The organism is Paraglaciecola aestuariivivens (assembly GCF_052983255.1).
This window is the reverse complement of the sequence record NZ_JBRKBA010000013.1, coordinates 24474-51293: the sequence shown is the minus strand read 5'-3', so window position 1 is coordinate 51293 and position 26820 is coordinate 24474. Positions and strand designations below refer to the sequence as shown.

The following is a 26820-nucleotide window of genomic DNA, read 5'->3' as shown; positions in this document are numbered from 1 at the left end:
TCAGCCATGAATGCTTGCCTTGCGCGCAGTTTAGATAGACTTAATTTGCAGTGGAATTTTCCAAGTTATCTATACTTAGGTCTTGTTTACTCGCACTTTGTTAGGAAAACAAAGATGAATAACTTCAGTGACTATGTCAGCCATGTTCAACGTTTTGATCCACACCACAGTCATGAGGCAACTAGAGCCCTAGAAGTTGGCGCGCCAGACATTCATTTTTTCAGCACCAAAGATGGATTTCAACTTAAACTCAAACGTTACCAAGCTGGCAGCAAAGGCCCGATTATATTGTCTCATTGTATTGGGGTGTCTAGCCTAATGTATGCCATAGACACCATAGACTGTAATTTATTGGAGTATTTAGTGGCACAGCAATATGACGTATGGTTGCTAGACCATAGGTTAAGCATAGAGCTTCCCACCAGCTCAATGCAGTCTTCTATGGATGACGTGGCAAAATTAGACTACCCCGCTGCTGTGGCCTTTGTTTGTGAAAAAACCCAGGCCAAAGCAGTAGATATATTTGCCCATGGGGTGGGGTCCTCTACTCTTACCATGGCTTTATTAGCCGGCTTACAACAAGTAAATAAAGTGGTTTGCTCGCAAGTCTCTACCCACTTGTATTCTATTGATTTAAATATAAATAAAGCCAAATTACGCGCACCTGCTTGGTTGCCTTACTTAGGTAAAAAACACCTAACCGCATACACTGATACCAATGCTGGGCTTTGCAATAAGTTTTACGATGCGAGTTTAATTTTTATGCCTGTACCTAAGCATGAACGCTGCAATAACGCGGTATGCCATCGAATTAGTAGCATATTTGGAGAATTATACGAGCATAGCCAAATTAACTCGGCTACCCATCAGGCTTTAGCTCGTATGTTTGGCCGAGTCAATTTACGCGCCATGAAACAACTTACAGAGATGTTATTAGCCAATCACTTAGTAGATGCCAATGGCCAAAATAGCTATTTGCCGCACATAGATAAATTAACTTTACCTATGTTATTTTTATCCGGAGCTAACAATGATTGTGTGTTACCTAAAAGTACCTTGAAAACCCAAGAGTTATTAAGCGCGTCTAATGGCCATGCTTATTATCATCGCCATGAAATTCCAGAATATGGCCACGTAGATTGTGTAATTGGTAAAAATGCGGCAACAGATGTGTACCCTTTAGTACTAGACTTTTTACAGGCCTAAACGCCTTTTTAAGCTTTTTTCTTTTCGATTTTTACCACTTCAGCTTTTTCGTCGCTAAGCAAAGATTCAGCTGAAGTGCCTTTAAGTAATTTGGTTAGTGAGTCTTTGTTCTTAGATAACATTATGGCTAAGTCTTCTAATACTGTGGCTTCTAATTTAATGCCTTTTCCTTCAATATATTCACTGAGGTTATCTGCCACATCGAGCATTTTATCGTATTGATCAGCTTCTTTTTTATCTGCACTCACAAACTTCTCCACCCCTTTGTGTTCTACAACATAACGTGTAATGACCGCCATAATTTTCTCTCTTGTAATTTACTAAGTGTAATAAGGTTAACACAAACACTGTATATAAAAACAGTTAAAATATCTATCTTTATAAAGTTTAGTTAACACTTTGCTGATCCACTTATTTATCTGTGGTTAAATTGCCCATCATCACCTTAGATTTAAAAAATAAATAGGACTATTTGATAGTGATAAGAATCATCATATTAAGCGTTTTTGCTTTTTTACTGGCTAGTTGCCAGTCCTCAGCACCAGTAGGCAGTGTGCTACCAGAATACCAATTTGAACCAGACCAAGACTATTTAGCAAGCATACAAAAAGCCCAAAATGAGGCGCAACAACAAAACAAATTGTTGTTATTGGTATTAGGCGCGAGTTGGTGTCACGATAGCCAAGATCTAGCTAAAGGGTTTTCTCGCTCAGAAGTGGATGAAATTTTAAAAGCGAAATTTGTAACCCATTTTATCGACGTGGGTTACTTTGAAGACAAGCATGGGGTGCCACAAAAATATGGCTATCCGGGGTATTTTGCCACACCTACAGTGTTAATTATCGACCCACACACTAACCAATTAGTTAATCGCGCTAGTATTACCAAATGGCAACATGCTAGTCAGCAAAAACCTCAAGACTTTATTCAGTATTTTAATCAGCCATTCTCAACCCCACCCCAGCCTTTGGTTAGCTCTATTGAGCTAGAGCACTTTACCCATATTCAAATGCAAAGATTAAAGCAGGCTTTTGATCATCTAAGAGAAGAATGGCGCCTTGTGCGAGCAGGTGAAAAACAGGATGTTACTGAATTACAGACTATTTCTGAGGAAGTTTGGCAGTTTAGAGTGAATTTACAAAAACATCTTCACAGTTTGCAAAACCAGCTTAACGCTGAGCCCAATAAAAGCTTAACTTTTCCTGAGTTTGCTGAATTTAGTTGGAAGTCTTAGCTGGAATACCAAGCACATTTTTTATCTTAATAAATGTGCTTGGCTCAATCTTGAATGAAACAATCAAGCGAGTAGAAACTTAGTGGTTTTCAGACACCATATTCACAGTATATTTTGGAATTTCCACTACAAGATCTTCATCTTGAATAATAGCTTGGCAGCTTAGACGTGAATCAGGCTCTAATCCCCAGGCTTTGTCTAACATATCTTCTTCTAATTCATCGCCTTCTGGCAAAGAGTCAAAGCCTTCACGCACTATTACATGGCAAGTGGTGCAAGCACAGACCTTTTCGCAAGCATGCTCTATGCCTATGCCATTTTTAAGGGCTAAATTTAACACTGAGGTGCCTTTTTCACCCTCTAATACGGCTCCGTCTGGACAGAGTTCTTCGTGAGGCAAAAAGATAACTTGTGGCATAGTGGGTTTCCTAATATTCGGTGATTAATAGTGTCTAAATTTGGTCGACGGATTGGCCAGAAAAAGCGCTGCGGATCGATTGATCCATACGTCTTTGGGCAAAAGCTTCACTTAGCTTGTCAACTTGTTCGATGCCTGCTTTGATGGCGTCTTTATCTGAGCCTTTAGCTAATTGCTCTAAACTCTCTAACGCAGCTTCTAGGGCTTCACGCTCTTCAGCGCTTAACAAGGCCTCGCCATCAGCTTGAATGGCCGCATGCAAATTTTCATGCACTCGCGCCGCTTCTACTTGCTGTTCTTTTAACATTCTGGCCTGCATATCGGCTTGCGCATGCTCCATAGAGGCTTTTAACATTTCTGTAATTTCGGTGTCTTCTAGGCCATAAGAAGGTTTAACTTGAATTTCAGCTTGAACACCTGTGGATTTTTCCATAGCGCTCACATTAAGCAAACCATCAGCATCTACTTGAAAGGTCACCCTAATATGCGCCGCACCTGCAGCCATAGGCGGAATGCCTTGTAAGGTGAACTTGGCCAAAGAACGACAGTCTTGAACTAATTCACGCTCGCCTTGAACAACATGCACCATCATGGCGGTTTGGCCGTCTTTAAAGGTAGTGAATTCTTGAGCTTTTGCCACAGGTATAGTGGTATTACGCGCTATTACCTTTTCGGTCAATCCACCCATAGTTTCGATACCTAAGGACAAAGGCAATACATCTAGTAATAACATGTCGTTGTCGGGTTTATTACCGGCTAAGATATCGGCTTGAATGGCAGCCCCAATAGCGACTACTTTATCAGGGTCGATAGAAGTAAGAGGTGTACGTTGGAAAAAGTTACCCACCTGCTGGCAAACTAAAGGTACGCGGGTTGAGCCCCCTACCATGACCACTTCTAGCACCTGTTCTTTTTCTAACTCGGCGTCTTTTAACGCACGGCGGCAAGCTCTAAGGGTTTGTTTTACTAATGGCTCAATTAAGGCTTCAAACTTATCTATACTAATAGTGACTGAGTGTGTTTGGCCATTGTCGTCATTAAAACGCACAGTATGCGCCGATTCGTGGCTTAACATTTCTTTGGCTTCTTTAGCCAAATCTAACAAGGTGCGATGTAAAGTTTTAGATAATTGCCCGGTTAGCTCACAACGCTTGCGAATAAAATCCACTAAAATGGCATCAAAGTCGTCGCCGCCTAAAGCTGAGTCACCACCAGTAGATAAAACTTCAAACACCCCTTTGCTAAGGCGCAAAATTGAAATATCAAAGGTGCCTCCACCTAAATCATAGACAGCAATCACACCTTCTTGGCCTGAATCTAAACCATAAGCAATAGCAGCAGCGGTGGGCTCGTTTAATAAGCGTAAAATATTTAACCCGGCTAAAGTTGCGGCATCTTTAGTGCCTTGACGCTGAGCATCATCAAAATAGGCCGGAACAGTGACAACTGCGCCTTGCAGTTCATCACCTAGGGTTTGTTCAGCACGCTTGCGTAGTGTTTTTAAAATTTCAGCCGACACTTGTACAGGGTTAACTTTACCTGTAGCAACTTGCATAACAGGTGAACTGCTATCAGTAAATTCATAAGGTAAATTTGGATAAGCGGCTTGAATATCGACAACAGAGCGACCTAAAAAGCGTTTTACCGACACTATAGTATTAGTCGGATCGGTACTTGCCAGTTGTTTAGCTTTGGCCCCAACTTCTATTCCTGCTTCTGAGTATTTCACTACAGAAGGCAATAAATGTTCGCCATGCTCGTCAGCTAAGGTTTGAGCTTCGCCACTTCGAACCGAGGCAACCAAAGAATTTGTTGTGCCTAAGTCTATGCCAACAGCCAATTTACGTTGGTGAGGAGCGGCGCTTTGTCCGGGTTCTGATATTTGCAATAGTGCCATGATTGAATTCGTTTCTTATTTGTCGTTAGTGAATTTATACATCGGTTAATGCGTCTATTTTTAATTCGATTTCAGCTAACATTTTATATAAAAATTTTAGCTTGCGAATAATGTCTGCGGCCTGCTTGTCGGCTTCGCTTTGTGCTTGATCGAGTAAGGCTTTTAACTGGCTCAATTCAGATTTTAGACTTTGTTCGATAATCTCGGCCAGGTCGTCTAATGCACTTAATGGATCGGTTTGCTCATCAACTTCTGCTAATTGTTCTCGCCATTCCATTTGTTGCATTAAAAATGCGTTGTCACTGATAGTTTGCTGTTCGTGCTGCAACTCAATTCCACGCAAGCTTAATAAGTATTCGGCTCTAGAAATAGGCGACTTAAGCACAGAGTAGGCATCATTCACTTGTGAGTTTTTTTGCAATGCCAGCATTTTATTTTGGGCACTGTCGTTGGCAAATTTATCAGGATGGGTTAAACGTTGCAGCTTTTGATAAGTGTTAGCTAAAGTAGAAAGATCCACATCAAAGGTGGCAGGCAGATTAAACAATTCAAAATAATTCATAACACGTTTCTTGTTGGCTCAGCTAACAGCGCAGATTAACAGAGATAAATGTTAAACATTAAAGCTTTCACCACAACCACATTCGCCATTGGCGTTAGGGTTAGTAAACTGAAATCCTTCGTTTAAGCCTTCTTTAGTAAAGTCTAAATGGGTTCCATCTAAATACACTAAGCTTTTACCATCGACTATGATTTTTACCCCATTGTCTTCAAACAATTGGTCGTCGTCGTTGAGATCATCAACAAATTCCAACACATAGGCTAAGCCAGAACAACCAGTGGTTTTGACCCCAAGACGTAAACCTAAACCTTTTCCTCTGTTTTCCAGAAAGGTTTTTGCTCTTTGTGCCGCGGTGTCAGATACAGTTATAGCCACTGGTTACTCCTATTCTATTGGGTTTACTTTTGACGACTTTTATAATCTTCTACTGCGGCTTTAATGGCGTCTTCGGCCAAAATAGAGCAGTGAATTTTAACTGGTGGTAACGCAAGCTCTTGCGCGATATCGGTGTTTTTAATACTTACCGCTTCGTCGATTGACTTGCCTTTAACCCATTCAGTTACTAATGAGCTAGATGCGATAGCCGAACCACAACCGTAAGTTTTAAACTTAGCGTCTTCGATTATGCCTTTGTCATCAATTTTTAGTTGTAGTTTCATTACGTCGCCACATGCAGGTGCACCTACCATACCTGTTGCAACACTCGGGTCGTTTTTATCAAACCCACCTACGTTACGAGGATTTTCGTAATGGTCGATTACTTTTTCGCTATAAGCCATGATCTTTCACCTTGTTGTGAGTAGCTTTGTTTCGCTACTCATAAATAATTATTAAACCTTTAGTTTTGACACTCACTGATGGCACTTAGTGCCCTAAAATTAATGGTGAGCCCACTCTACTGTGCTTAAATCTATGCCTTCTTTGTACATATCCCAAAGCGGTGACATTTCACGCAATTTGTCTATGGCACTGCGGATCACGCTTATCACATAATCAATTTCGGCTTCGGTAGTGAAACGCCCCATAGTGAAACGAATTGAACTATGTGCCAACTCATCGTTTAAGCCCAAAGCACGTAACACATAAGACGGCTCTAAACTGGCAGAAGTACAAGCTGAGCCTGAAGACACAGCCATATCTTTTAATGCCATGATTAAAGACTCGCCCTCAACATAAGCAAAACTTACGTTTAGGTTGCCAGCAATACGGTTTTCTAGGTCGCCGTTTAAATACACAGCTTCCATATCTTTAATGCCATCCCACAACTTGTTGCGTAACATTAATAAACGTTCGTTTTCTGCAGCCATTTCTTCTTTGGCAATACGGAATGCTTCACCCATACCCACAATTTGGTGGGTCGCCATAGTACCAGAACGCATACCACGCTCGTGTCCACCGCCATGCATTTGAGCTTCTAAACGAATACGGGGCTTACGACGAACATACAAGGCGCCTATCCCTTTAGGTCCGTAGGTTTTGTGTGCCGAAAACGACATCAAATCTACCTTTAGGCTTTGTAAATCAATAGGTACCTTGCCGGTACTTTGTGCTGCATCAACATGGAACAGCACTTTACGTTCGCGACAGATTTCTCCAATCGAAGCAATATCTTGGATAACACCTATTTCGTTATTAACGTGCATGACGCTGACTAAAATCGTATCAGGACGGATAGCAGCAACTAACTTGTCTAAATCTAATAAACCATTTGATTCAGGATCTAAATAGGTCACTTCAAAGCCTTCGCGCTCTAATTGACGCATGGTATCTAACACGGCTTTGTGCTCAGTTTTAACTGTGATTAAGTGCTTACCTTTTTTGCCATAAAAATTAGCCGCACCTTTAATGGCTAAGTTGTCTGACTCGGTTGCACCTGATGTAAACACAATTTCTCTTGGGTCAGCGTTGATCAAATCGGCAATTTGATTTCGGGCAATATCTACGGCTTCTTCTGCAACCCAACCAAATTTGTGCGAACGCGAAGCAGGATTACCAAACACACCCTCGGTGGTTAAACAGTCAGCCATTTTAGCTGCAACACGAGGATCAACAGGTGTTGTAGAAGAATAATCTAAGTAGATTGGAAGCTTTAACTCGCTCATTTTGTACTCCGCTTAAAGCTGCAAACTAATGGAAATGTCGTTTGACGCTATTTGATTTAAGTGTTTGTTTTTGTCTTGTCTTTCAGCTACTTGCTTGACATCTTTTTGTTGCATTAACTCGCCAAGGGTAATGCCATCAAGAAATACGCTAATTCTGTCGCTTAAGCCTTCCCATAAATTATGAGTTAAGCATCGCTCGCCACCTTGGCAACCACCCTGACCTTGACACTTAGTGGCATCAACAGATTCGTTCACCGCTCGGATCACTTCACCTATCGAAATATCTGCGGCATCGCGCCCCAACTTATATCCACCGCCAGGCCCGCGTACGCTGTCAACTAACTTTTCTTTACGTAAACGTGAAAAAAGCTGCTCTAAATAAGAAAGTGATATTTCTTGGCGTTCAGATATATCAGCTAAAGAGACAGGTCCTCGCAACGAGTGCAAAGATACGTCTAACATAGCAGTCACTGCGTAACGCCCTTTAGAAGTCAATTTCATAGCATTTAATTCAAGACTAATAGTGGGCAGGATCCTGCCATACCCGACTAATTTAGTCAAGTATTTACCCAAGTGTTTTAGTCAAGTATTAGCTGTTCTTTTGTTGGCTTTTAATAACAGAAATTGTAGTTAGACGAATGCCCAAATAATTAGATTTGGGGATCAAAAGACTCACAGGCTTTTTTGATATCTTGTGCCATGTCACAATCGGTAAAGTCTTCTAAATCTAGGGTTGGCAACGACTTACCACAGACTTCGCCCCCCATGTCATTAATGGCGCGGCACATTTCTTCTACTTTGGTATCAATTAAATGTACGTGATCCACCATTACTCCTATCGCTTGGGCAATAGGATCAGGGTTATCTGTGGCTACTGCGTAGGCATCAAAGCCATACTTTTTAGCAATTTTTTCTCGTTCACCATTACTCGGGGCTGTGGTTTTTGTTTGTGCCATAACCACTCGGCCCGGAATACCTATAACAGTGGCGCCTTCTGGTACATCTCGTACTACCACAGAATTAGAGCCTATTTTAGCGCCTTTGTGCATAGTGATTGGACCTAGTACTTTGGCCCCTGCCCCAACTACCACGTTATCCTCTAAGGTGGGATGGCGTTTACCTGAACTCCAACTTGTACCACCCAAAGTCACTCCATGGTATAGGGTGACATCGTCACCTATTTGTGCGGTTTCACCAATCACCACCCCCATTCCGTGGTCAATAAAAAAGCGACGGCCTAAAGTGGCGCCTGGATGAATTTCGACTCCAGTTAACCAGCGTGAAAAAGTAGAGATGGTGCGCGCCAACCATTTCCAATTGGCTTTCCACAATTTGTGGCTCAATCTATGGATCCAAATTGCATGCAATCCAGGATAGTTAGTCAGCACTTCAAAGGTATTTCGCGCAGCAGGATCGCGGCGAAACACACTTTTGATATCTTCTTTCATTCGGCTAAACATAAGATTGTTCTATTTATCTCGGTGTTGAATTGTCTTTTCGATAGAGGCCAAAATACCGCGTAAAATATTGAGCTCTTGAGACTCTGGACGCGCGCGATTAAATAACCTACGTAATTTAGTCATCACCATACCTGGGTGTTTAGCAATGATGAAATTCGTTTTAATTAGGGTTTGTTCCAAATGACTATAAAAACCCTCTAAATCTTGCGACAAGGGGTATTCAAAGTCTTCAGGCTGGCTCTCGGGAAACTGTCCGCGAGTTACATTTAAATAGGCCATACGAACTTCGTAACACAAGGTCTGCACTGCCGCAGCTAAGTTAAGTGAACTGTAGTCTGGATTAGCAGGAATACACACATGAAAATGACACTGCTGTAATTCTTCGTTGGTTAAGCCGTTATTTTCTCGACCAAAAACCAGTGCCACGGGAAAGTTAGGCACTTCACTTATGAGCTTTTCACCACATTCTCTAGGTTCAAGCATTGGCCACGAAAGTGTTCGAGAACGAGCGCTTGTTCCTATCACTAAGCCACAATCGGCTACAGCTTCGGCTAAATTACTCACAGTTTTAGCATTGGCTAACACATCCCCTGCCCCAGCTGCCAAGGCACTGGATTTGCCATCTGGTGCAGACACAGGATCAACTAAAACCAATTGACTTAAACCCATAGTTTTCATTGCTCGGGCAGCTGAGCCAATATTGCCTGTATGCGAAGTGTTAACTAGTACTACACGGATATTTTCTAACATATTAAATCGTTTCTTTTCACCCAGTCAATTTTAAGGCGCGGATAATAGCATAGCCAATACTAGGCTCAAAGTAGGCTTTTGCTGTCTAATTCTCTCAAAACAAGGCCTAAACTCAGAATCTGATTGCTTATTTGATAGGCTTTGGTACACTGCGCGGCGATTTTTTGTTCAGCAAGTTTTAATTAGGCTTTGCTGGGCTATATTTAATGTTCTTTTAAAATTGGTGGTTAACTATGCATCCTATGCTGAATATAGCGATCCGTGCTGCGCGGACTGCAGGCAACATTATTGCTAAAGGGTTTGAAAATCAAACCGACTTGCTTACAGAAGCGAAAGGCGACAACGATTACGTAACACGTATCGATAAAGAAGCTGAGCAAGCAATTATTCACAAAATTAAACAGTCTTATCCAGACCATAGTTTTGTTGGAGAAGAAGGCGGCATAGTTGCGGGCGATGACGATTTTAAATGGATCATTGACCCTTTAGATGGCACCACTAATTTTATTAAAGGCATTCCGCATTTTGCCGTATCTATTGCGCTTATGCACAAAGGACGAATCGATCAAGGGGTGGTTTTTGATCCTTTACGTGGTGAGTTATTTACTGCTAGCCGTGGTGTAGGTGCTCAACTTAACGGTTTTAGAATTCGTGCGAGTAAAGCTAAAGAATTAAGCCAAACCATATTAGCTACAGCATTTCCGTTTAAAGACAAGTCTTCATTACCTAGCTATCAAGAAAGCTTTAGCAAAATATTCATGCAAGCAGGCGACATACGTAGAAGTGGCTCTGCCGCTTTAGACCTAGCCTATGTAGCAGCTGGTCGATATGACGGTTACTGGGAGCGTGGCATTAAGCCTTGGGATATTGCTGCAGGCGAATTATTAGTCCGTGAATCTGGTGGCTTAGTCACAGATTTTTCTGGAGGTAATGATCCTATGCATAAAGGTGAAATTGTTGCCGGTAGTGCAAAAGTGGTACAAATTTTAGTGAAAAACTTAAAATAACCTAAGTTGAAATACTGAATCAAAAGGCGAACATGAGTTCGCCTTTTTTGTATTAGTGCCCATTGATAGTATTTTTGGGATAATCAGGATTAATTAAGCTAACCGTTCTTAAATTGTCCCATTTAGACAAAGGCAACACAGCTTGAATAAAATCGGCTTGCTCAAATAACCTTTGTAACTCACCATTTTGCGAAATAATACTTAACCCCGACTCTAAACGTTTTGCTAATTCAGTATTGCTTTTACTCACAAAAAAATAGACGGGAGCATGATATTTTAATAGTAAACCTTTATATATCATTAGGTTAGGATGTTCATCTATTTTTCGTTTGTATTCAGAAAAAACTTCGTGGATCCCTCGTGGGAAATAATCACAACGAGATTTCGACACCATCTGAAACATAGACTCAAAGATTAAGACTCTAGATACCTTAAAACCATTAAATTCTAAAATATCTGAATCTGGCCAGTCGCGCCCTTGGCAGGCTAATTTTTGTTTAATTTGTTGAATGCTAGCTTGGTCAAACTCTTGTTTTCTGTGCTGATTGATTAGCGCTAACCGCATCCCCATTAAACCATTTAATAATGGATACTTAATTGCTATAAAATCTTGCTCTCGAGCTAAACTACTGACGCTGTGCAACACATCTAAAATTTGCCCTTGGTCCAGTAACTTCAACGCCCGCTCTTGACTGTGACTAATTTGTACATGTTCAATTTTATAAGGCCCAAATTCTGGCTCAGAGGCCAATAACGCAGCATTTAATACTTGGCTAAAGTAACTAATACTGTCTTGTTGCACTTCAGTAACTTCCAAGGTTTTTACAAGTTGTACTGAAGATGCCTGTGTACTTGTAAGCATAAAAAACACTAACAAAGCACAATAAGCTATTGAGTTTAAGCTTAGCTGAATAGAGCGAACGCTTTGGTTGAGAAGGCGTTTTTGAATCATCTAGATAAAGTCCATCACTGGGGTAATTTTAATTACAAGTTACTGCCAATATAGCCAAAATAATTACGCATTATTAATTAAAAAGATCAGCTTTATAAGCTAATAATTTCAAAACTTAAAAAAAATTGTTACTACTTGTGAATCTAGTAAATCAACAATCCATACAGTAGAGTAAACAAAACGGTAAACAAGGATTAACCTATGTTGGCAAGATTTAAATCGACACTAGTGAAAAGTTTTATCGCGGTGTTAAGCTTACTGCTATTTGTTGCACTAAGTATTTATTTGGTTTTGTTGCTGAGTTTACCTCAGCTCGAAGGCACTAAACCCATAGTGGGCTTGAAAGAAAAGGTTAGCGTAACTAGAGATGCCCAAGGAATGGCCACCTTAAGTGCCAATAATCGCTTAGATTTAGCTTATGCATTGGGAGTAGTGCATGCCCAAGAACGTTTTTTTCAAATGGACTTGTTACGCCGTCATGCGGCTGGTGAGCTTTCTGAACTCTTTGGCGAGCTGGCTTTAAAAACCGATAAAAACATGCGCATGCATAGATTTAGCACTAGAGCCAAAGCCCATTTAGATGCAGTAGAACCTCAACAGCTTGCCCTATTAAAAGCCTATGCCAAAGGGGTGAACCAAGGCATAGATTCACTCACCACTAAACCTTTTGAATATTATTTATTAAACACTTCAATCAAACCTTGGAGTTATGTTGATTCTGGCTTAGTGATGTATGCCATGTATCAAGACTTACAGGGCCGTGATGCGCAAAGAGAAATAAATCTGAGTTTAATGCACAACACTCTGGCCCCTGATCTCTTCGCCTTTTTAACCCCTAAAGGCTCGCGCTGGGATGCCGCTATTGATGGCAGCCAATATTCGCCTAATCCCATTCCTACTAGCCCTTGGCCAACGGCACCAGAACAAAGCGCTTATCAGTGGAATATGACTTCGGCAGACCAAATCAATGGTTCAAATAACTGGGCGGTAGCAGGACAGTTAACGGCTGACGGTCGGGCTATAGTCGCTAACGACATGCATTTAGGCATAGGGGTGCCCAATATTTGGTATAGAGCCACACTTGAATGGCAAGAAAACAACCAAGCCAAATTTGTTTCAGGGGTTACCTTGCCCGGAACGCCTGCTGTAGTAGTTGGTAGCAATGGTAAAGTTGCCTGGGGTTTTACTAACAGCCAAGGAGATTGGACAGACATTATTACCCTTGCCATTTCTGACGATGCTAAATATTACCAAACGGCCAAGGGCATGCTGCCTTTCCAAGAAATACAAGAAGTAATACGCGTAAAAGGCCAAGACAATCATGTCTTAACTGTGCAAGAAACCCAATGGGGGCCGGTTATTGCAACAGATGACCAAGGTAATCTGCTGGTACGTCGCTGGGTTGCACATGATAGGCAAGGGTTAAACTTAAACCTAATGAAAATGGAAAATGTCAGCACAGTTCAACAAGCCTTTGATGTGGCCAATACCTTCGGCCAACCCGCACAAAACTTAATGGTGGCAGACTATCAGGGCAATATAGGTTGGACCATAGCCGGCCCTATTCCTAAACGAGCTACAGCCAAACAGGATCTTGCCGATTATTGGCACTCACCTGAAGCGCCTTGGCAAGGGTACTTACCACCAGAAGACTACCCTAGAGTATATAATCATCCAAGCCATAGACTGTGGACAGCCAATGCCCGAGTAGTGGGCAACCAAATGCTAGAAAAAATTGGCACAGGTGGTTATGCCCTAGGCGCAAGGCAACAACAAATTCGCGATGGCCTAATGGCCATGCCAAGCGCCAACGAGCAAAGCTTATTCCAATTGCAACTTGATGATAAAGCGGTATTTTTACAGCGCTGGCGCGAACTACTCTTAGCTCAAGTATTGGATCCAAAGCAAGACTCTGATGCCCATTTTGCAGTTAAAAACTGGTCAGGTCACGCCTCTGTTGACGATAAAGGCTATTTATTAGTACATAGATTTAGAATAACCCTGCGTGAGTTAGTATTTGAGCAACTGGCTAATTATTTAATAGCACAAAACCCCGACTTTAAGTTGCACACAGTTTGGCGCCCATTTGAATCGCCCCTTTGGCAGTTAGTCAATCAACAGCCAGCTCACCTTTTACCTGAAGGATATAACAGCTGGAATGAGTTAATGGCAAAAGCTTGGCAGAAAACCAAACAAGATCTAACCAAAGACCATAGCTTTTCTGAGTTAACTTGGGGTGACTACAATGGGACTGACATTCGGCATCCACTGAGTAGTAGCGTACCTTTTTTAGCTTACTTAACAGACATGCCCAAAGCCCCACAGGCTGGAGACAGCTATATGCCTCGCGTAGCCTCGCCTAAACATGGCGCGTCGCAACGTATGGTTGTAGCACCAGGTTTTGAAGAGCAAGGCATTATGCAAATGCCCGCTAGTCAAACTGGGCATCCATTGAGCCCGTATTATGGTAAAGGGCATGACGATTGGTTGTTAGGTAAACCCAGTGCATTTTTAGCCGGTGAAGCTAAATATACTCTTGAGCTTTATCCCGCGCGATAAGCCATGAACCATGTTAAAAGGTTGAGGGTTTAATTCGTCCATTATATTGACCTAGGCTTTTAGGGTTTACTTAGTTGATGAAATTGGCCTAGGGTTTTGATCTCTTTTGCTCCAGCAGGTTGGGCAAAGTTTTGGTGTTGAAATTGGCTGCCTCGTAACTGCAGCATAATTCGGGGCATGTGCTGGCCTGACAGTAGCTTTTTATATAGGGCAACAACGTCCTTTAAGTTGGTTTTTTCTAACGCTTGCAGCAAGTTTTTTCGGCTATCAAATTGAGTGTTATGGGCCAACCAATCGGCATAGTATTGATTCATTTCTTCAGTTAAGTTTTTGGCTGGTTGCGACAAAGTTGTGATCAGACCCGCTTTAGTTTCAATAAACTGTTGGGCACTGAACTGACTAAGTTGTGTGCTAAAGCCTTGGCTAAATTGCTCAATGCGTTGCTGTAATTTTTCTAACCCTATTACAGGTGACTGAATATAAAACCCGATTAAAAAGGAATGGGGTAACTCTTTCCCGTCAAAGCTTAAATCGTAAGCTAATTGTTCCTGCGTTCTAATTTGTTGAACAAAAGCCGAGTGAATAAACCTATCCAGCACTCTGGCCGCCGCCAAGTCTTGAGGGGTTTTAGGTAACAAATACACATCTATCAGGGCGACATCGGCCAATTGAGAATTTTGCTTCCAGCTATAGGTGCCTCCAGCAGACAAATTGACTATGGGACTTTGATAATAAGGCTGTGAGTCAGGCTTGGCTGGCACAGATAATGGCAGCCGAGTTAAGGTTATTTTTGCCATTTCTTGCACGTTTTGCTCAGCATAGTTACCAAAAGCCAACAACCTTAATTTTGCCTCTGAAATCAGCTGCTGCTTTAACAAATTGACATCTTGGCTGCTAATTGAGTCTAACTCGGCCAGCCATTGTGTCTTATCTGCCGATTTAAGATGTAACAGCTGATCTAGTTTTTGTCTGGCTTGTTGTAATAAGTTTTGCTGGTCTAAACTGGCCAGTTCACCTTTAAGCTTGGCTTTTAGGTTGGTTAATTGGCTTTGACTCATAGAAAAGTTTTGTAGCTGGGTAAGGGCTTGGTCTAATAAGTTTATTTGTTTATCGGTAAAGCCAGATAGGGTGAATGATAAACCATTGGCTACCCCAAAATGCAATCCCATACCTGCTGCCTGAGCTTCAGCCGATAACTGGGTTAACTGCTGATTAAGTCCATGCTCAAGTAAATAACTTAATACCTGATTTTTAATACTTGCCTGGTGAATGCCAGTATTTAGCTCAAATACAGTGATGCCCTTAGGCTGTTGAAATAAAGCCGAATGCCCTAAAAATGCCGAATAAGCTGCAGAAGTTTTTAACTGCATAGGATGATTTGTATAACGCGCCTTAACTAAATCAAATCGCTCTGGCAATAAGGTATTTGGCCTAGGTAAAGAGAGATCTATACTACTGCCCATATCTTGCCATTTGGCTTGCATCTCGGGGGTTATACTCTGCACTTTATACTGACCTAAAAAATGAGGCATAGTGGTGTCTGTAGCTTGGTTCTTATCTATATAAAATACCCGAGCTTGCGCTAAAGTTAGCTGTTTTAGTAAAGCATCAATGGCCTTAGGCTTAAATGCAGTTAAGCTGTATTCACTGCTTAGTACATAGTTGGCCGGCACATCATGTAAGGCCGAGGCAATGTGGGTAGCATAATTATAATCGTTGATCTTCTCTTTAAATCTAAAAGCATTGCTTAACGACTGTTGAATTTCTTTAAAATACCTTTTGTTCACTCCGTCTGTTTGTAGCTTAGTCAAATATTTGAGTGTGGCCGCCATAACATAATCGCGATTTTGCACACCAGTTCGAGTTAAATCTATGTACAACGAAAAACTGCCGGCATTGTTGTAATAATGTTGGTCGTATGTGACATACAGCGCTTCGCTCAGCCCTTGTTCGCGTAAATGTGACGCCAAGCTGCCTGGCATTTCGTTGGTGAGTAAATATTGCACGTACGCATAAGGATTATACTTTTGCTGCTTGGGTTGAGTGTTCAGCACAAATTCTATGCGTAGTTGTTGCATATCCGATTGCGGTAGGTAGCGTACAAGCTTATTAAAATGCTCTGCTGTGGCAACAGGCATCTCAAGCTGGGGTTTAGGCCTACGTTTATTAGCAATGTTAGAAAAATGTTTAGTGGCCAATTGGGTCATTTGTTTAATTGGCAGAGGGCTAATTAAGGTAGCTTTCATTAAGTTGGCAGAATAATACTGCTGATACATTTGTTGTACCGCCTGCAGCAAACTTTGCTGTTGATTATCTTGCAGGCTAGCAAGATTCCCCCAGCTAAACTGAGAAATAGGATGCGCTGGATTTAGGGTATAACCATTTAATTGCTCTAACTTTACCCAATCGTTGGGTTGGCGCATTTTCCATTCTGCATGCACAGCTTGGCGCTCTTTTTCTACTGTACTTGGGTCAAATTTAGCTTGATAAAAAAACCGGCTAAATCGCGCTAGCGCCTGATCATAGGCAGAGTTGTCTACCGCCATCATAAAATTGGTTTTATTTAACTGGGTTTCGGCATTATGGGTACCACCATGTTGATTAATAAACTCAGAAAAACTGCCAACCTTAGGATAATCTTCGGTACTTAATAACAGCATGTGCTCAAGAAAATGAGCCAATCCTTGAAAAGCTTTGGGATCTTGCAAAGAGCCCACCGCAACACTTAAAGCAGCCGCTGATTTTTCAATATTAGGATCAGAAACCAACACCACTTCTAACTGGTTATCAAGCACTACCACCGCATATTCTCGGTTGTCATTTGGGCTTTTGACAATAGCTGATTGCTGGCTTTTATTCGCAAAAGATTTAGTAACCTTAGCAGGCCCATGCTGAGCTTGATTTGTTGGGCTCTGCACACAGGCATTTAAGGTTAAGCAACTCAATATTAGTAATATTAACCCTACTTTATACTGTGTTAATGCTGTCATTATTATTCCCAATTAGTTAAAAATGCTGGTGCCCTAAACTTGGCCTAACTTACCTTTTTTAAGGTTTAAATACGAGTCAATTCAGCTAGTTTCAAGCACAAGAAAACCAGCCTAAGTGGCTGGTTTTTAACATATTAAGCTAACTTAATTACATAAGTGCGTCTTGATCGGCGCCTTCTTTTTCTATTTCTGTTGGCATCAAGTCTTCGCGACTTATGCCTAAAGTTAAGGCCACTAAACTGGCAACATAAATAGACGAATAAGTACCTATCACCACACCAAATAATAAAGCTGTAGCAAAACCATGAATAGTAGCACCGCCTAAGAAGAACAAGGCCAACAACACTAAAATGGTAGTCATGGAGGTCACTATGGTTCGATTTAAGGTTTGAGTCAGTGAAATATTAATGATTTCTTCTGCCTCACCCTTGCGAACTTTACGGAAGTTCTCTCGAATACGGTCACATACTACTATGGTATCGTTCAGTGAATAACCAATGACGGCTAACACAGCGGCCAATACAGTTAGGTCAAATTCCAGTTGTAATACTGAAAATAAACCTAAAGTAATGATGACATCGTGCGCAAGGGCGGCTACCGAACCTAGTGCAAAGCGCCATTCAAAACGCAGGGCAACATAGATAAGGATACAAATAAGTGCCACTAACATGGCCAAGCCACCTTGCTCTGTTAGTTCTTCACCTACGCTTGAGCTAACATAAGAACTGCCACGCATTTCAGCCGTACTATCGGCTTCTTTTAAGATTTTAAGAGCAGCATCACCTAACTCAGAAGGTTTTACTCCTTCACGCGAGGCCAAGCGGATCAGTACATCTTGGCTACTACCAAAGTTTTGCACTACTGCATCTTTAAAATCAGAGGCTTCTAAGACCTTACGAATTTTTTCTAAATCTGCGGCTTGTTCATAGCCCACTTCAATTTGAGTACCGCCAGTAAAGTCTAGCCCCCAATTGAGTTGGTTTACCGCTAAAGAAGTTAATGAACCAATGATCAATAAAATCGACAAAATGGCTGCGGGTTTTCTCAGTGCCATAAAGGCGACAGTGTCTTTCATGTTTAATATTTGCATGCTGGTGCTCCTATATCGACAATTTGGTCAGACGTTTTCCGCCCCACCATGCATTAACTATGGCGCGCGTCACTATAATTGCAGTAAACATAGAAGTCGCGATACCTATCATTAAGGTAATTGAAAAGCCTTTAATCGGGCCAGTACCTACGGCAAATAGAATTAACCCTGCAATAAAGGTAGTGATATTGGCATCTAGAATAGTAGAAAAGGCGCTGTCGTAACCATGATGAATAGCTTGTTGTGGACTACGTCCATCTTTAATCTCTTCACGAATACGCTCAAAAATTAGTACATTGGCATCCACCGCCATACCAACAGTTAAAACAATACCGGCCATGCCAGGTAAAGTTAAAGTCGCACCTGGGATCATCGACATAATGCCTACTATCATGACCAAGTTTAGCGTTAGGGCTACGTTTGCCACTAGCCCAAATTTTTTGTAATAAACCAGCATAAAGGCCAACACGGCCACAAAGCCCCAAATAATGGCCTGCATACCTAAATCAATGTTTTCTTGTCCTAGGCTTGGACCAACAGTACGCTCTTCAATAATTTGAATAGGAGCAATCAAAGCACCAGCACGCAATAATAGGGCTAAGTTATAGGCTTCTTGTGGTGAATCTAACCCAGTGGTTTGAAACTGATTACCAAATACTCCATTAACTGTTGCCACACTAATAATACGTCTGTGCTCTTCAAATATAAGCTTGCCTTCTTTATCACGCTCATCTGTGGCTTTATATTCGATAAATACCACAGCCATAGGTTTGCCCACCGCACGTTTAGTGAAGTTAAGCATTTTGGCGCCACCTTTTGAGTCTAAAGAAATAGACACTTGAGGCATGCCGTACTGATCTACTCCACTGTTAGCATCAATAATTGAGCTACCCGACACTATGACTTTTTTCTTTAATAATTGCGGGCCGCCTTTATCGTATGGCAATAACTCTGAGCCTGCTGGCACTCGACCATTAATTGCATCACGAACATCGTGCTCTAGGTCTACTTCGCGGTATTCTAGGGTAGCAGTGGCGTTCAAAATTTCTTTAGCCTTAGCGGTATCTTGAATACCAGGCAATTGCACTACTATTCTATCTGGCCCTTGCTTTTGCACTGTAGGCTCGGCAACACCCAGTTGATTCACACGATTTCGAATAATAGTAATATTTTGTTTAACTGCGTAATCGCGAGTTTCAGCTAATTTTTGCTCAGACATGCTAGCAAAAATCACTAAACTATCACGCTCAACAAAAACCAAATCACGATTACGGTTTTTTAAGAAAAACTCTGCTTTGTCTAAGGTTTCTTGATCTCTAAAATGAATTTCAACGCCATCGTCTAGCTGCTTAACTGTTCTATAACGAATGCCTTCTTCACGCAGTGCGGTACGAAAATCTCCTACCATGTCTTCCATTGATTTAGACAAAGCAGATTTCATATCCACTTCCATCAAAAAGTGCACACCGCCACGTAAATCTAAGCCCAATTTCATGGGGGTACCGCCGAGGGATTCTAACCACTCTGGGGTATCAGGGGCTAAGTTCATAGCCACAAAATAGTCATCGCCTAAGGCCTTTTCTATGGCTTCACGCGCGATTAACTGAGTATCTGAATCATTTAAACGCACCAAAATTTGATCGTTTTCTAGTTCAATGCTTTTGCTGGTAATATTTTTTGCAGCTAATTCTGCCTTAACTGTGTTAATGGTATTTTCATCAACCACAGCATTTTTACTGGCAGAAATTTGTACAGCATGATCTTCACCATACAAATTGGGTGAAGCATATAAAGCACAGATGCCGACCACAAAGATCACCAAAATGTACTTCCATAGCGGAGTTTGGTTTAACACAAGACTTTCCTTCCGTTTTACAATTAAAAAGGGGCGCTAGCGCCCCTATTTGCCTTCTTGATTAGATGGCTTTCATTGTGCCTTTTGGTAACACAGCTGATACCGAAGATTTTTGAATAACAATATTGGTGCTGTCATTTAAAGCAATTTCAATAAAGTCTTTTTCTTCTGAAACCTTAGAGATTTTACCTACCATGCCGCCTTGCGTTAACACTTCGTCACCTTTGCTCAAAGATGAGACTAAGTTTTTATGCTCTTTTACACGCTTTGCTTGCGGACGATAAAGCATGAAATAAAAAATCAAACCAAATACACCTAGCATGATTAACATTTCAAACCCACCACCGGCTGCGCCACCTGGAGCACCTTGTGCATAGGCATTAGATATAAATAAGCTCATAATTTCCCCTAATATTTTTTAATGTTTCTATTGTATTAACCAGTTAATCTTTTAATTCAGGCACTGGCATATTTTTTTGTGAATAAAATTCGCTGACAAAGGCATCGAGTTGATTTTCGGCTATCGCATCTCTTAGCCCTTGCATAATGCGCTGATAATAACGCAAGTTATGAATGGTATTTAAGCGCGAACCTAGTATCTCATTACACTTATCTAAGTGATGGAGATATGACCGAGAATAATTTTTACAAGTGTAACAATCACATTTTTCGTCAAGTGGGCCGGTGTCGGTTTTATGCACCGCATTACGGATTTTTACTACCCCTTCGGTAACAAACAAGTGACCATTACGAGCATTACGGGTAGGCATGACACAATCAAACATGTCTATACCTCGGCGCACCGCTTCAACTATGTCTTCTGGTTTACCCACCCCCATTAAATAACGCGGTTTGTCTGCTGGAATTTGCCCTGTGGTGTGATCTAATACTTTGATCATTTCTTCTTTAGGCTCACCAACAGATAAACCACCAATGGCATACCCATCAAAGCCTATTTCTTCTAAACCTTTAAGTGACACATCACGCAAGCCTTCGTACATACCACCTTGAATAATGCCGAATAACGCAGCAGGGCTATCGCCATGTTCTTTTTTGCTGCGCTTAGCCCAACGTAAAGACATTTCCATCGACACTCTGGCTTCACTTTCAGTAGCAGGATAAGGCGTACATTCGTCAAAAATCATCACTATGTCTGAGCCCAAGTCACGTTGAACCTGCATTGACTTTTCTGGAGTCAGTAAGATTTTTTCACCGTTAATAGGTGAGCGGAAGGTTACGCCTTCTTCAGTGATTTTACGCAAATCACCTAGGCTAAACACTTGGAAACCACCCGAGTCAGTTAAAATGGGCTTATCCCAATGCATAAAGTCGTGTAAGTCACCGTGTTGTTTGATGATCTCAGTGCCAGGTCTAAGCATGAGATGAAAGGTATTGCCCAAACAAATGTGCGCTCCGGTTTCTTCTAGCTCTTCTGGCGTCATGCCTTTTACCGTACCGTAAGTACCTACAGGCATAAAAGCGGGGGTTTCTACTGTGCCACGCTCAAAAATCAATCGGCCTCTACGTGCTTTGCCGTCTGTATTGTCTAATTCAAATTTCATTCATCTATTTCTCTGCTGAGCACTTTGTTACAGCGTTACTGGTTTTAGTGAGAAGGCCTAACCGAATAGCAACCCAAGCAAAGGACCACATTTTCTGCACTTTCTTACACTACCCATGTCAAAAACGATGCGAGATTATATACGAATCAGCGCGAGGTTTGAAAATTTATCCTGCTTAATTTGTAATTTCTGCTGTCAATTATTTCTATGCTATTTAAAAGTGCTGATTAAAAACAAAAGTAAGCTTTGTAGATTAGTGATTTAGTGTGTAAATGGTATAGATTGAACCTTAAGGGATTTATCCCAAAACAGTCTAAGTTGGCTGAATATATTTTGTTTTTAAATTAACTATTATTTGTTTTTTTTGCTAAACCTTAATTGCAAGGTCAATATCCTAACCTAGCTAAAATCAACAAAGATTGAGGTGAACATTAAACAAAATCCAGAGTTAATTAATAACCATGCAACAGCAGCATTGGTAAAATATAGTCGCTTACCTTTTCACCCCATTCGAATGCTAATTAATGGCGGACATGCACGCCACTTAGTCATAATGTGGTTGATGATCTGCGCTATCACTATACCTTTATCTATTCTTACTCGCACTATGGAATGGACAGGCATTCCTTTGGATGTAGCTGGCATAACAGTGCACCTTTCCATCTATTTACCACTAATTGTTTGCATACCTCTAGTGATGTATATGGGGTTTTTGTGGGGTGCGATCCCTGCTTACTTTTCGACTTTTGTCGTGGCTTTATACGGTGAACTGCCTCTGCAATGGATTGTTGTTTTTTCTTTCGCTAACCCATTAGGGTTAGCCATGTATAGTTTGTTTTATCGAGTTACCTCTTTATCTATTGTTATCAAAGATTTATCTTCAATATTAGGCTTTGTATTGGTTTCCCTTTTGTCAGCTTTTACTGGCAGTGTGGGGTCTTTTGTATGGGCTCATACCTATAATCAAGGCATTTCAGATACTTACCCTGTTTGGCAAGGGTGGTGGTTAGGAGGATGGTTGCAAGCTTCTTTAATTGTTGGCCCACTGTTATTTTTATTTGGCGAACGTATTCTAAAATTTATTGATGCGCCCCAATCCAAAAAGGTGCCATTAGAAGTCTGGCGCAAAAAATTCTTTTTAGCCTTGATTTTAGGTTTAATGGTATTAATTGGCTATGTTGCAGTAGCACGTTTTTTTGGCATTACCGAAGCCAATTTGGTTATACAAGAAATACACAATGAAGACCTTAAACGCGCCTTATTAAATGCCATAGATAGCCTAACTTACCCAATGTTTGTGTTGTTAGGCGCAGTCATTGTGTGTTGTTATTTTGTCTATAGAGCCATACAGTTTTGGACCACAGAACTCATTAAAGCCAATCATCACCTTGCCGCTAGCAATGAACAATTAGAGAAACTCGCCTTAACTGATACCTTAACCAATATTGCTAATAGACGCAGCATAATGGCAACCTTAGAAAACGTTTTTATGCGAAGTCTAAGAGAGAAATCACCTTTATGTATTATTATGGTAGATGCCGATAATTTTAAGTTGGTTAATGATAGATACGGCCATCTGGCCGGTGATTTAGTCTTGCAACAACTTGTACTTAGAATGCAAAAACAGCTCAGAAAGTACGAACACATTGGTCGGTTTGGCGGAGAGGAATTTATTATAGTGCTACCAAACTCAGACCTAAATGAATCCTTGAATATTGCCGAGCGCACCAGGCGGTCAATTGAGGCTTCACCTATTGAAACCCCATATGGACCAATAAAGGTGACTATTAGTTTGGGTTTAGCCCAATTGTCTGAGTTGGATAATACTCATACTGTATTTATTAATCGCGCCGACAAAGCCTTAATAGAATCCAAACAACAAGGTCGTAATCGCATCACAGTGGCCAAAGCCTAAGGTGGGTAACCTAAGGCTTAACCTTGAGTTTGTAGATTAAGCATTGTCAGCTTTTTCTAAAAACATCGCATCGCCATAACTAAAAAATCGATATTCTTGTTCTATGGCTTGTTGATAGGCTTTATCAATATTTTGTTTGCCACAAAATGCACTCACCAACATCAATAAAGTCGACTCAGACAAATGAAAATTGGTTAACATGGCATCTACCACTTTAAACTCGTAACCAGGGTAGATAAAGATATCGGTATCAGAGAAAAACGGTGCCAACTCTGTATTGGCTTGTACCGCTGCTTGGGCGGCTGATTCAATCGAACGCACAGAAGTTGTCCCTACTGCAATCACCCTTTTGCCTGCTGCTTTGGTGGCTAAAATAGCTTCAACCACTTGTTGTGGCACTTCTGCATATTCCGAATGCATTTGATGCTCTAAAATATTATCCACTCTAACGGGTTGAAAAGTCCCTGCCCCTACATGCAAGGTAACAAACTCACGTTTTACCCCTTTTTCATCCAACTGTTGCAAAATTTGCTCATCAAAATGTAGACCCGCAGTAGGTGCCGCAACCGCACCAGGCACTTGGTTGTAAACAGTTTGATAGCGCTCTTTATCAGATTCTTCATCGGGTCGATCTATATAAGGAGGTAGAGGCATATGGCCAAATTCTTCTAACAAGGCCAATACTGGCTTTGCATCTAAAAACTTTAACTCAAACAAAGCGTCGTGACGCTTGAGCATTTCTACTTGAATTCTGCCCTCTAATATCAATTTACTACCAACTTTAGGCGCTTTGCTAGCACGAACATGGGCTAAGACTCTGTGTTCGTCTAATAATCTTTCAACCAAAACCTCAACTTTACCACCAGATTCTTTTTGCCCCAGTAGTCTTGCTGGTATCACTCGGGTATTATTAAAAATAAGTAAGTCACCCGTATCCACCAGCGAAACAATATCGCTAAATTGTTTGTGAGCCACCTGCCCAGTGTTGCCCACCAAATGCATCAATCGGCTGGCAGTGCGGTCTTTTGTGGGGTAACGAGCAATTAAGTGCTCGGGTAAATCGAAATGAAAATCCGATAACTTCATATTGGGTTGGCGCCTTAACAAAAATTTTTGCTTATTTTACGTATATTTTTTAATACCTGCAATCCAGTTCGCATACCCTTATTCGGTTGCAGATAAATCTAGCTGAATTATGCTTGTTCCACAGTTAGATTATTGACGTTTTCTCCCAAACTGTTCTTCGCCCAGCCCATTGAAATACAATGCAGCTGGGTTTTTTTTGCCTTAAATTTACCCCTTTGGTTAGAAATGACATTTTGTTAACTATTAGTAGTGTTGATTGAGGTGTCTGGATTACTGAGAAAGCAGACTTTTGATTGTTTGAATAAGCATGCGCTTTCGCTTAACGACTTCCGTGTCGGTTTTTCACACAGAATCCCTTCTGTGCGACTTACTTTTTGTCTACAGCCACAAAAACTAAGGAAAAAAGGCCGCTCGACGCAATGCTCTTCATCCACTTATTTACTGCTTTTTGCAGGTCGTAATAAATCGCTCCAGGCGAACTATTACTCAATCGCCCATCCCGGCGATTGCCCTACAAAAAGCAGTAAATAAGTGGCGAGCCTAGAGTCGAAGGTAAATCAAAAGATAAAAGCAAAGTCGCTCTGCGACATTTGCTTTAAAGCTTTGGTGGCGAAGCCATAGACTTTCCGCCTTTAAAGTTTCAGCAAAAAATGGCTTATTTTAGGGGCAAATGGCATGGACGCCATTTGAGTGAAATCCGAAGGGAGCGATATTTCACGACCTTAAAATAAGCCATTTTTTGCGGTTAAGAACTTTAAGCGACGGCGGCATTAATAAGATGGTCCGCCTCACCCTTTATCAGCTAGATTTAAGGCAGGCAAACACTAGAGGCGAATCATCATGGAACCCATTAAAATATTTGGTATTGATTTAGGCAAATCTTCTTTTCACGTCATTGGTAGAGATAAGCACGATGTCCCTATTTTTAGGAAGAAATTCAGTCGTGTTCAACTCTTAGAGTTTTTATCAAATACTCCTGCTTGTATTGTGGCTTTTGAAGCCTGTGGCGGGGCTCACTGGCTTGGGCGGAAATGCCAAGCTTTAGGTCATACAGTTAAACTCATTCCTCCACAATATGTGAAACCGTTTGTTAAAAGTAACAAGAACGACTTTGTTGATGCTGAGGCAATATCTGAAGCCGCCACAAGGCCTAATATGCGTTTTGTTTCGGTTAAAAATGAAGACGCACAGGTTATTTCATCTATTCATCGCATCCGACAAGGTTATGTTAAGGAGCGAACTGCTTGCATGAATCGTATTAGTTCTTTGTTACTTGAATTTGGGCTCAGCTTGCCTAAAGGTCATGGAAAAATGCGAGGACTATTTAGTTGGCTTGCGATGCAAAAAGGCTCACTTCCTTCTATGTTAATGCGAGAGATTGTTGGTCAGCATGAATATTACTTATACCTAAATGCTCAAATTAAAGAGCAAGAAAAAAAGCTCATTCAGCTAGTTGAGCAACACCCATTAGGTACTTTACTTAAGTCCATACCCGGTATCGGTGACATGACAGCAAGTATGTGTATCGCCAATATCAGTAGCGCTTCAGACTTTAAAAATGGGCGCAACATGGCTGCGTGGTTAGGCTTAGTCCCCAGACAATACTCAACAGGAGGAAAACCAACCTTATTGGGTATCAGTAAACGGGGAAATAAAGCACTAAGGACATTGTTCGTACATGGCGCAAGAGCCGTCATGTCTAAACCAGAAAATGTAGGCAAAATATACGGTGACTGGCTCATAAAACTGAGGCAAACAAAACCCTATAACGTCGCCACAATAGCTCTAGCAAACAAATTGGTGCGTATTGCTTGGGCAGTTATGACAACTAAACAGCCGTTTAACCAGAACAACTTATATCCGAATTTGCAATGATAATGTTGATGACAAAAACGGTAGAACCACTGGATTAAAAACCTGTACCAGAAAGCAGTCTTCAAGACTGTGGCCTTTTTGAGGATAATCCAGCGCGGATCTCATCGTGGAGCGGGATGCGGGAGCACCTAATTAAGACTCCGAATACATTAGCGCAAACCAATTCCGTTATCTAAATATTAGACTTGCAATAACGAGGCGGACCATACATTTTTGGTTACTTTTTTCTTTGCTGTTGAAGAAAAAGTAACTGGCTCGAAGGGATTCGAGACAAAACTGGCAGGACGCCAGTGAGCGTAA

23 protein-coding genes are annotated in these 26820 nt (G+C 41.2%); 6 read left to right on the top strand and 17 right to left on the bottom strand.

The features are described from left to right. Nucleotides 1–114 precede the first annotated feature (114 nt). Nucleotides 115–1206: an alpha/beta hydrolase gene (locus tag ACVCDT_RS15410; protein ID WP_447133683.1), complete on the top strand. Its 1092-nt coding sequence runs from the start codon at nucleotides 115–117 to the stop codon at nucleotides 1204–1206. Nucleotides 1207–1214: 8 nt separating this feature from the next. On the opposite strand, the gene ACVCDT_RS15405 is transcribed toward ACVCDT_RS15410, so the two are convergent. Continuing rightward, nucleotides 1215–1505 (bottom strand): YebG family protein, encoded by a 291-nt coding sequence (locus tag ACVCDT_RS15405; RefSeq protein ID WP_447133682.1) that lies wholly within the window; start codon nucleotides 1503–1505, stop codon nucleotides 1215–1217. 179 nt (nucleotides 1506–1684) lie between these two features. Between ACVCDT_RS15405 and ACVCDT_RS15400 the strand changes: the two genes are divergently transcribed. Beyond that, complete coding sequence (locus ACVCDT_RS15400; protein ID WP_447133681.1) at nucleotides 1685–2440, top strand: thioredoxin family protein; 756 nt, start codon at nucleotides 1685–1687, stop codon at nucleotides 2438–2440. A 79-nt stretch (nucleotides 2441–2519) separates the two neighbouring features. On the opposite strand, the gene fdx is transcribed toward ACVCDT_RS15400, so the two are convergent. From fdx to trmJ, 9 genes are all read right to left on the bottom strand, one after another. Beyond that, a complete protein-coding gene (fdx, locus tag ACVCDT_RS15395) occupies nucleotides 2520–2858 on the bottom strand; it encodes an ISC system 2Fe-2S type ferredoxin (protein ID WP_447133680.1) in 339 nt (112 codons plus the stop codon). Between the two features lie 34 nt (nucleotides 2859–2892). Continuing rightward, nucleotides 2893–4755 (bottom strand): Fe-S protein assembly chaperone HscA, encoded by a 1863-nt coding sequence (gene hscA / locus ACVCDT_RS15390; protein WP_447133679.1) that lies wholly within the window; start codon nucleotides 4753–4755, stop codon nucleotides 2893–2895. Between the two features lie 34 nt (nucleotides 4756–4789). Further along, nucleotides 4790–5317 (bottom strand): co-chaperone HscB, encoded by a 528-nt coding sequence (gene hscB / locus ACVCDT_RS15385; protein ID WP_447133678.1) that lies wholly within the window; start codon nucleotides 5315–5317, stop codon nucleotides 4790–4792. Nucleotides 5318–5368: 51 nt separating this feature from the next. After that, the gene (iscA, locus tag ACVCDT_RS15380; RefSeq protein ID WP_447133677.1) at nucleotides 5369–5692 is read right to left on the bottom strand and encodes an iron-sulfur cluster assembly protein IscA; all 324 of its coding nucleotides are present in this window, start codon (nucleotides 5690–5692) and stop codon (nucleotides 5369–5371) included. 23 nt (nucleotides 5693–5715) lie between these two features. Continuing rightward, nucleotides 5716–6096, bottom strand: coding sequence for a Fe-S cluster assembly scaffold IscU (gene iscU, locus ACVCDT_RS15375; protein WP_447133676.1), 381 nt, complete (start codon nucleotides 6094–6096; stop codon nucleotides 5716–5718). A 99-nt stretch (nucleotides 6097–6195) separates the two neighbouring features. Next, complete coding sequence (locus ACVCDT_RS15370) at nucleotides 6196–7419, bottom strand: IscS subfamily cysteine desulfurase (protein WP_447133675.1); 1224 nt, start codon at nucleotides 7417–7419, stop codon at nucleotides 6196–6198. Between the two features lie 12 nt (nucleotides 7420–7431). Then, complete coding sequence (gene iscR, locus ACVCDT_RS15365; RefSeq protein ID WP_447133707.1) at nucleotides 7432–7920, bottom strand: Fe-S cluster assembly transcriptional regulator IscR; 489 nt, start codon at nucleotides 7918–7920, stop codon at nucleotides 7432–7434. Nucleotides 7921–8069: 149 nt separating this feature from the next. Beyond that, nucleotides 8070–8879 carry a serine O-acetyltransferase gene (gene cysE / locus ACVCDT_RS15360; RefSeq protein ID WP_447133674.1) on the bottom strand — a complete coding sequence of 270 codons (810 nt, stop codon included), beginning with the start codon at nucleotides 8877–8879 and terminating at the stop codon, nucleotides 8070–8072. A 9-nt stretch (nucleotides 8880–8888) separates the two neighbouring features. Then, nucleotides 8889–9629 carry a tRNA (cytosine(32)/uridine(32)-2'-O)-methyltransferase TrmJ gene (gene trmJ / locus ACVCDT_RS15355; RefSeq protein WP_447133673.1) on the bottom strand — a complete coding sequence of 247 codons (741 nt, stop codon included), beginning with the start codon at nucleotides 9627–9629 and terminating at the stop codon, nucleotides 8889–8891. 233 nt (nucleotides 9630–9862) lie between these two features. Here trmJ and suhB point away from each other — a divergent pair, with 233 nt between their 5' ends. Beyond that, the gene (gene suhB, locus ACVCDT_RS15350) at nucleotides 9863–10636 is read left to right on the top strand and encodes an inositol-1-monophosphatase (RefSeq protein ID WP_447133672.1); all 774 of its coding nucleotides are present in this window, start codon (nucleotides 9863–9865) and stop codon (nucleotides 10634–10636) included. Nucleotides 10637–10688: 52 nt separating this feature from the next. On the opposite strand, the gene ACVCDT_RS15345 is transcribed toward suhB, so the two are convergent. Continuing rightward, entirely contained in the window at nucleotides 10689–11498 is an 810-nt protein-coding gene (locus tag ACVCDT_RS15345; protein ID WP_447133671.1) for a transporter substrate-binding domain-containing protein, read from the bottom strand. A 291-nt stretch (nucleotides 11499–11789) separates the two neighbouring features. On the opposite strand from ACVCDT_RS15345, the gene ACVCDT_RS15340 reads away from it, so the two are divergent. Then, nucleotides 11790–14147 carry a penicillin acylase family protein gene (locus tag ACVCDT_RS15340; protein WP_447133670.1) on the top strand — a complete coding sequence of 786 codons (2358 nt, stop codon included), beginning with the start codon at nucleotides 11790–11792 and terminating at the stop codon, nucleotides 14145–14147. Nucleotides 14148–14206: 59 nt separating this feature from the next. On the opposite strand, the gene ACVCDT_RS15335 is transcribed toward ACVCDT_RS15340, so the two are convergent. The 5 genes from ACVCDT_RS15335 to tgt form a co-directional block, all read right to left on the bottom strand. Then, nucleotides 14207–17137 carry an insulinase family protein gene (locus ACVCDT_RS15335; RefSeq protein WP_447133669.1) on the bottom strand — a complete coding sequence of 977 codons (2931 nt, stop codon included), beginning with the start codon at nucleotides 17135–17137 and terminating at the stop codon, nucleotides 14207–14209. A 148-nt stretch (nucleotides 17138–17285) separates the two neighbouring features. Beyond that, entirely contained in the window at nucleotides 17286–18227 is a 942-nt protein-coding gene (secF, locus tag ACVCDT_RS15330; RefSeq protein ID WP_447133668.1) for a protein translocase subunit SecF, read from the bottom strand. Nucleotides 18228–18237: 10 nt separating this feature from the next. Further along, complete coding sequence (gene secD, locus ACVCDT_RS15325; protein ID WP_447133667.1) at nucleotides 18238–20082, bottom strand: protein translocase subunit SecD; 1845 nt, start codon at nucleotides 20080–20082, stop codon at nucleotides 18238–18240. Between the two features lie 61 nt (nucleotides 20083–20143). Continuing rightward, nucleotides 20144–20482: a preprotein translocase subunit YajC gene (gene yajC / locus ACVCDT_RS15320; protein WP_447133666.1), complete on the bottom strand. Its 339-nt coding sequence runs from the start codon at nucleotides 20480–20482 to the stop codon at nucleotides 20144–20146. Between the two features lie 43 nt (nucleotides 20483–20525). Beyond that, the gene (gene tgt, locus ACVCDT_RS15315; protein ID WP_447133665.1) at nucleotides 20526–21644 is read right to left on the bottom strand and encodes a tRNA guanosine(34) transglycosylase Tgt; all 1119 of its coding nucleotides are present in this window, start codon (nucleotides 21642–21644) and stop codon (nucleotides 20526–20528) included. 424 nt (nucleotides 21645–22068) lie between these two features. On the opposite strand from tgt, the gene ACVCDT_RS15310 reads away from it, so the two are divergent. Continuing rightward, nucleotides 22069–23559 carry a GGDEF domain-containing protein gene (locus tag ACVCDT_RS15310; RefSeq protein ID WP_447133664.1) on the top strand — a complete coding sequence of 497 codons (1491 nt, stop codon included), beginning with the start codon at nucleotides 22069–22071 and terminating at the stop codon, nucleotides 23557–23559. 36 nt (nucleotides 23560–23595) lie between these two features. On the opposite strand, the gene queA is transcribed toward ACVCDT_RS15310, so the two are convergent. Continuing rightward, the gene (queA, locus tag ACVCDT_RS15305; protein ID WP_447133663.1) at nucleotides 23596–24645 is read right to left on the bottom strand and encodes a tRNA preQ1(34) S-adenosylmethionine ribosyltransferase-isomerase QueA; all 1050 of its coding nucleotides are present in this window, start codon (nucleotides 24643–24645) and stop codon (nucleotides 23596–23598) included. 840 nt (nucleotides 24646–25485) lie between these two features. Between queA and ACVCDT_RS15300 the strand changes: the two genes are divergently transcribed. Beyond that, entirely contained in the window at nucleotides 25486–26520 is a 1035-nt protein-coding gene (locus ACVCDT_RS15300) for an IS110 family RNA-guided transposase (RefSeq protein WP_447133662.1), read from the top strand. Nucleotides 26521–26820: the final 300 nt, after the last annotated feature.

Excerpts from the sequence above, each read along its gene's own strand:
- ACVCDT_RS15410 (WP_447133683.1), top strand. The coding sequence starts at position 115 with ATGAATAACTTCAGTGACTATGTCAGCCATGTTCAACGTTTTGATCCA.
- ACVCDT_RS15340 (WP_447133670.1), top strand. The coding sequence starts at position 11,790 with ATGTTGGCAAGATTTAAATCGACACTAGTGAAAAGTTTTATCGCGGTG.
- ACVCDT_RS15345 (WP_447133671.1), bottom strand. The coding sequence starts at position 11,498 with ATGCTTACAAGTACACAGGCATCTTCAGTACAACTTGTAAAAACCTTG.
- ACVCDT_RS15405 (WP_447133682.1), bottom strand. The coding sequence starts at position 1,505 with ATGGCGGTCATTACACGTTATGTTGTAGAACACAAAGGGGTGGAGAAG.
- fdx (WP_447133680.1), bottom strand. The coding sequence starts at position 2,858 with ATGCCACAAGTTATCTTTTTGCCTCACGAAGAACTCTGTCCAGACGGA.
- suhB (WP_447133672.1), top strand. The coding sequence starts at position 9,863 with ATGCATCCTATGCTGAATATAGCGATCCGTGCTGCGCGGACTGCAGGC.
- cysE (WP_447133674.1), bottom strand. The coding sequence starts at position 8,879 with ATGTTTAGCCGAATGAAAGAAGATATCAAAAGTGTGTTTCGCCGCGAT.
- queA (WP_447133663.1), bottom strand. The coding sequence starts at position 24,645 with ATGAAGTTATCGGATTTTCATTTCGATTTACCCGAGCACTTAATTGCT.
- iscR (WP_447133707.1), bottom strand. The coding sequence starts at position 7,920 with ATGAAATTGACTTCTAAAGGGCGTTACGCAGTGACTGCTATGTTAGAC.
- iscU (WP_447133676.1), bottom strand. The coding sequence starts at position 6,096 with ATGGCTTATAGCGAAAAAGTAATCGACCATTACGAAAATCCTCGTAAC.
- secF (WP_447133668.1), bottom strand. The coding sequence starts at position 18,227 with ATGCAAATATTAAACATGAAAGACACTGTCGCCTTTATGGCACTGAGA.
- hscA (WP_447133679.1), bottom strand. The coding sequence starts at position 4,755 with ATGGCACTATTGCAAATATCAGAACCCGGACAAAGCGCCGCTCCTCAC.
- ACVCDT_RS15335 (WP_447133669.1), bottom strand. The coding sequence starts at position 17,137 with ATGACAGCATTAACACAGTATAAAGTAGGGTTAATATTACTAATATTG.
- trmJ (WP_447133673.1), bottom strand. The coding sequence starts at position 9,629 with ATGTTAGAAAATATCCGTGTAGTACTAGTTAACACTTCGCATACAGGC.
- ACVCDT_RS15300 (WP_447133662.1), top strand. The coding sequence starts at position 25,486 with ATGGAACCCATTAAAATATTTGGTATTGATTTAGGCAAATCTTCTTTT.
- ACVCDT_RS15370 (WP_447133675.1), bottom strand. The coding sequence starts at position 7,419 with ATGAGCGAGTTAAAGCTTCCAATCTACTTAGATTATTCTTCTACAACA.
- tgt (WP_447133665.1), bottom strand. The coding sequence starts at position 21,644 with ATGAAATTTGAATTAGACAATACAGACGGCAAAGCACGTAGAGGCCGA.
- hscB (WP_447133678.1), bottom strand. The coding sequence starts at position 5,317 with ATGAATTATTTTGAATTGTTTAATCTGCCTGCCACCTTTGATGTGGAT.
- yajC (WP_447133666.1), bottom strand. The coding sequence starts at position 20,482 with ATGAGCTTATTTATATCTAATGCCTATGCACAAGGTGCTCCAGGTGGC.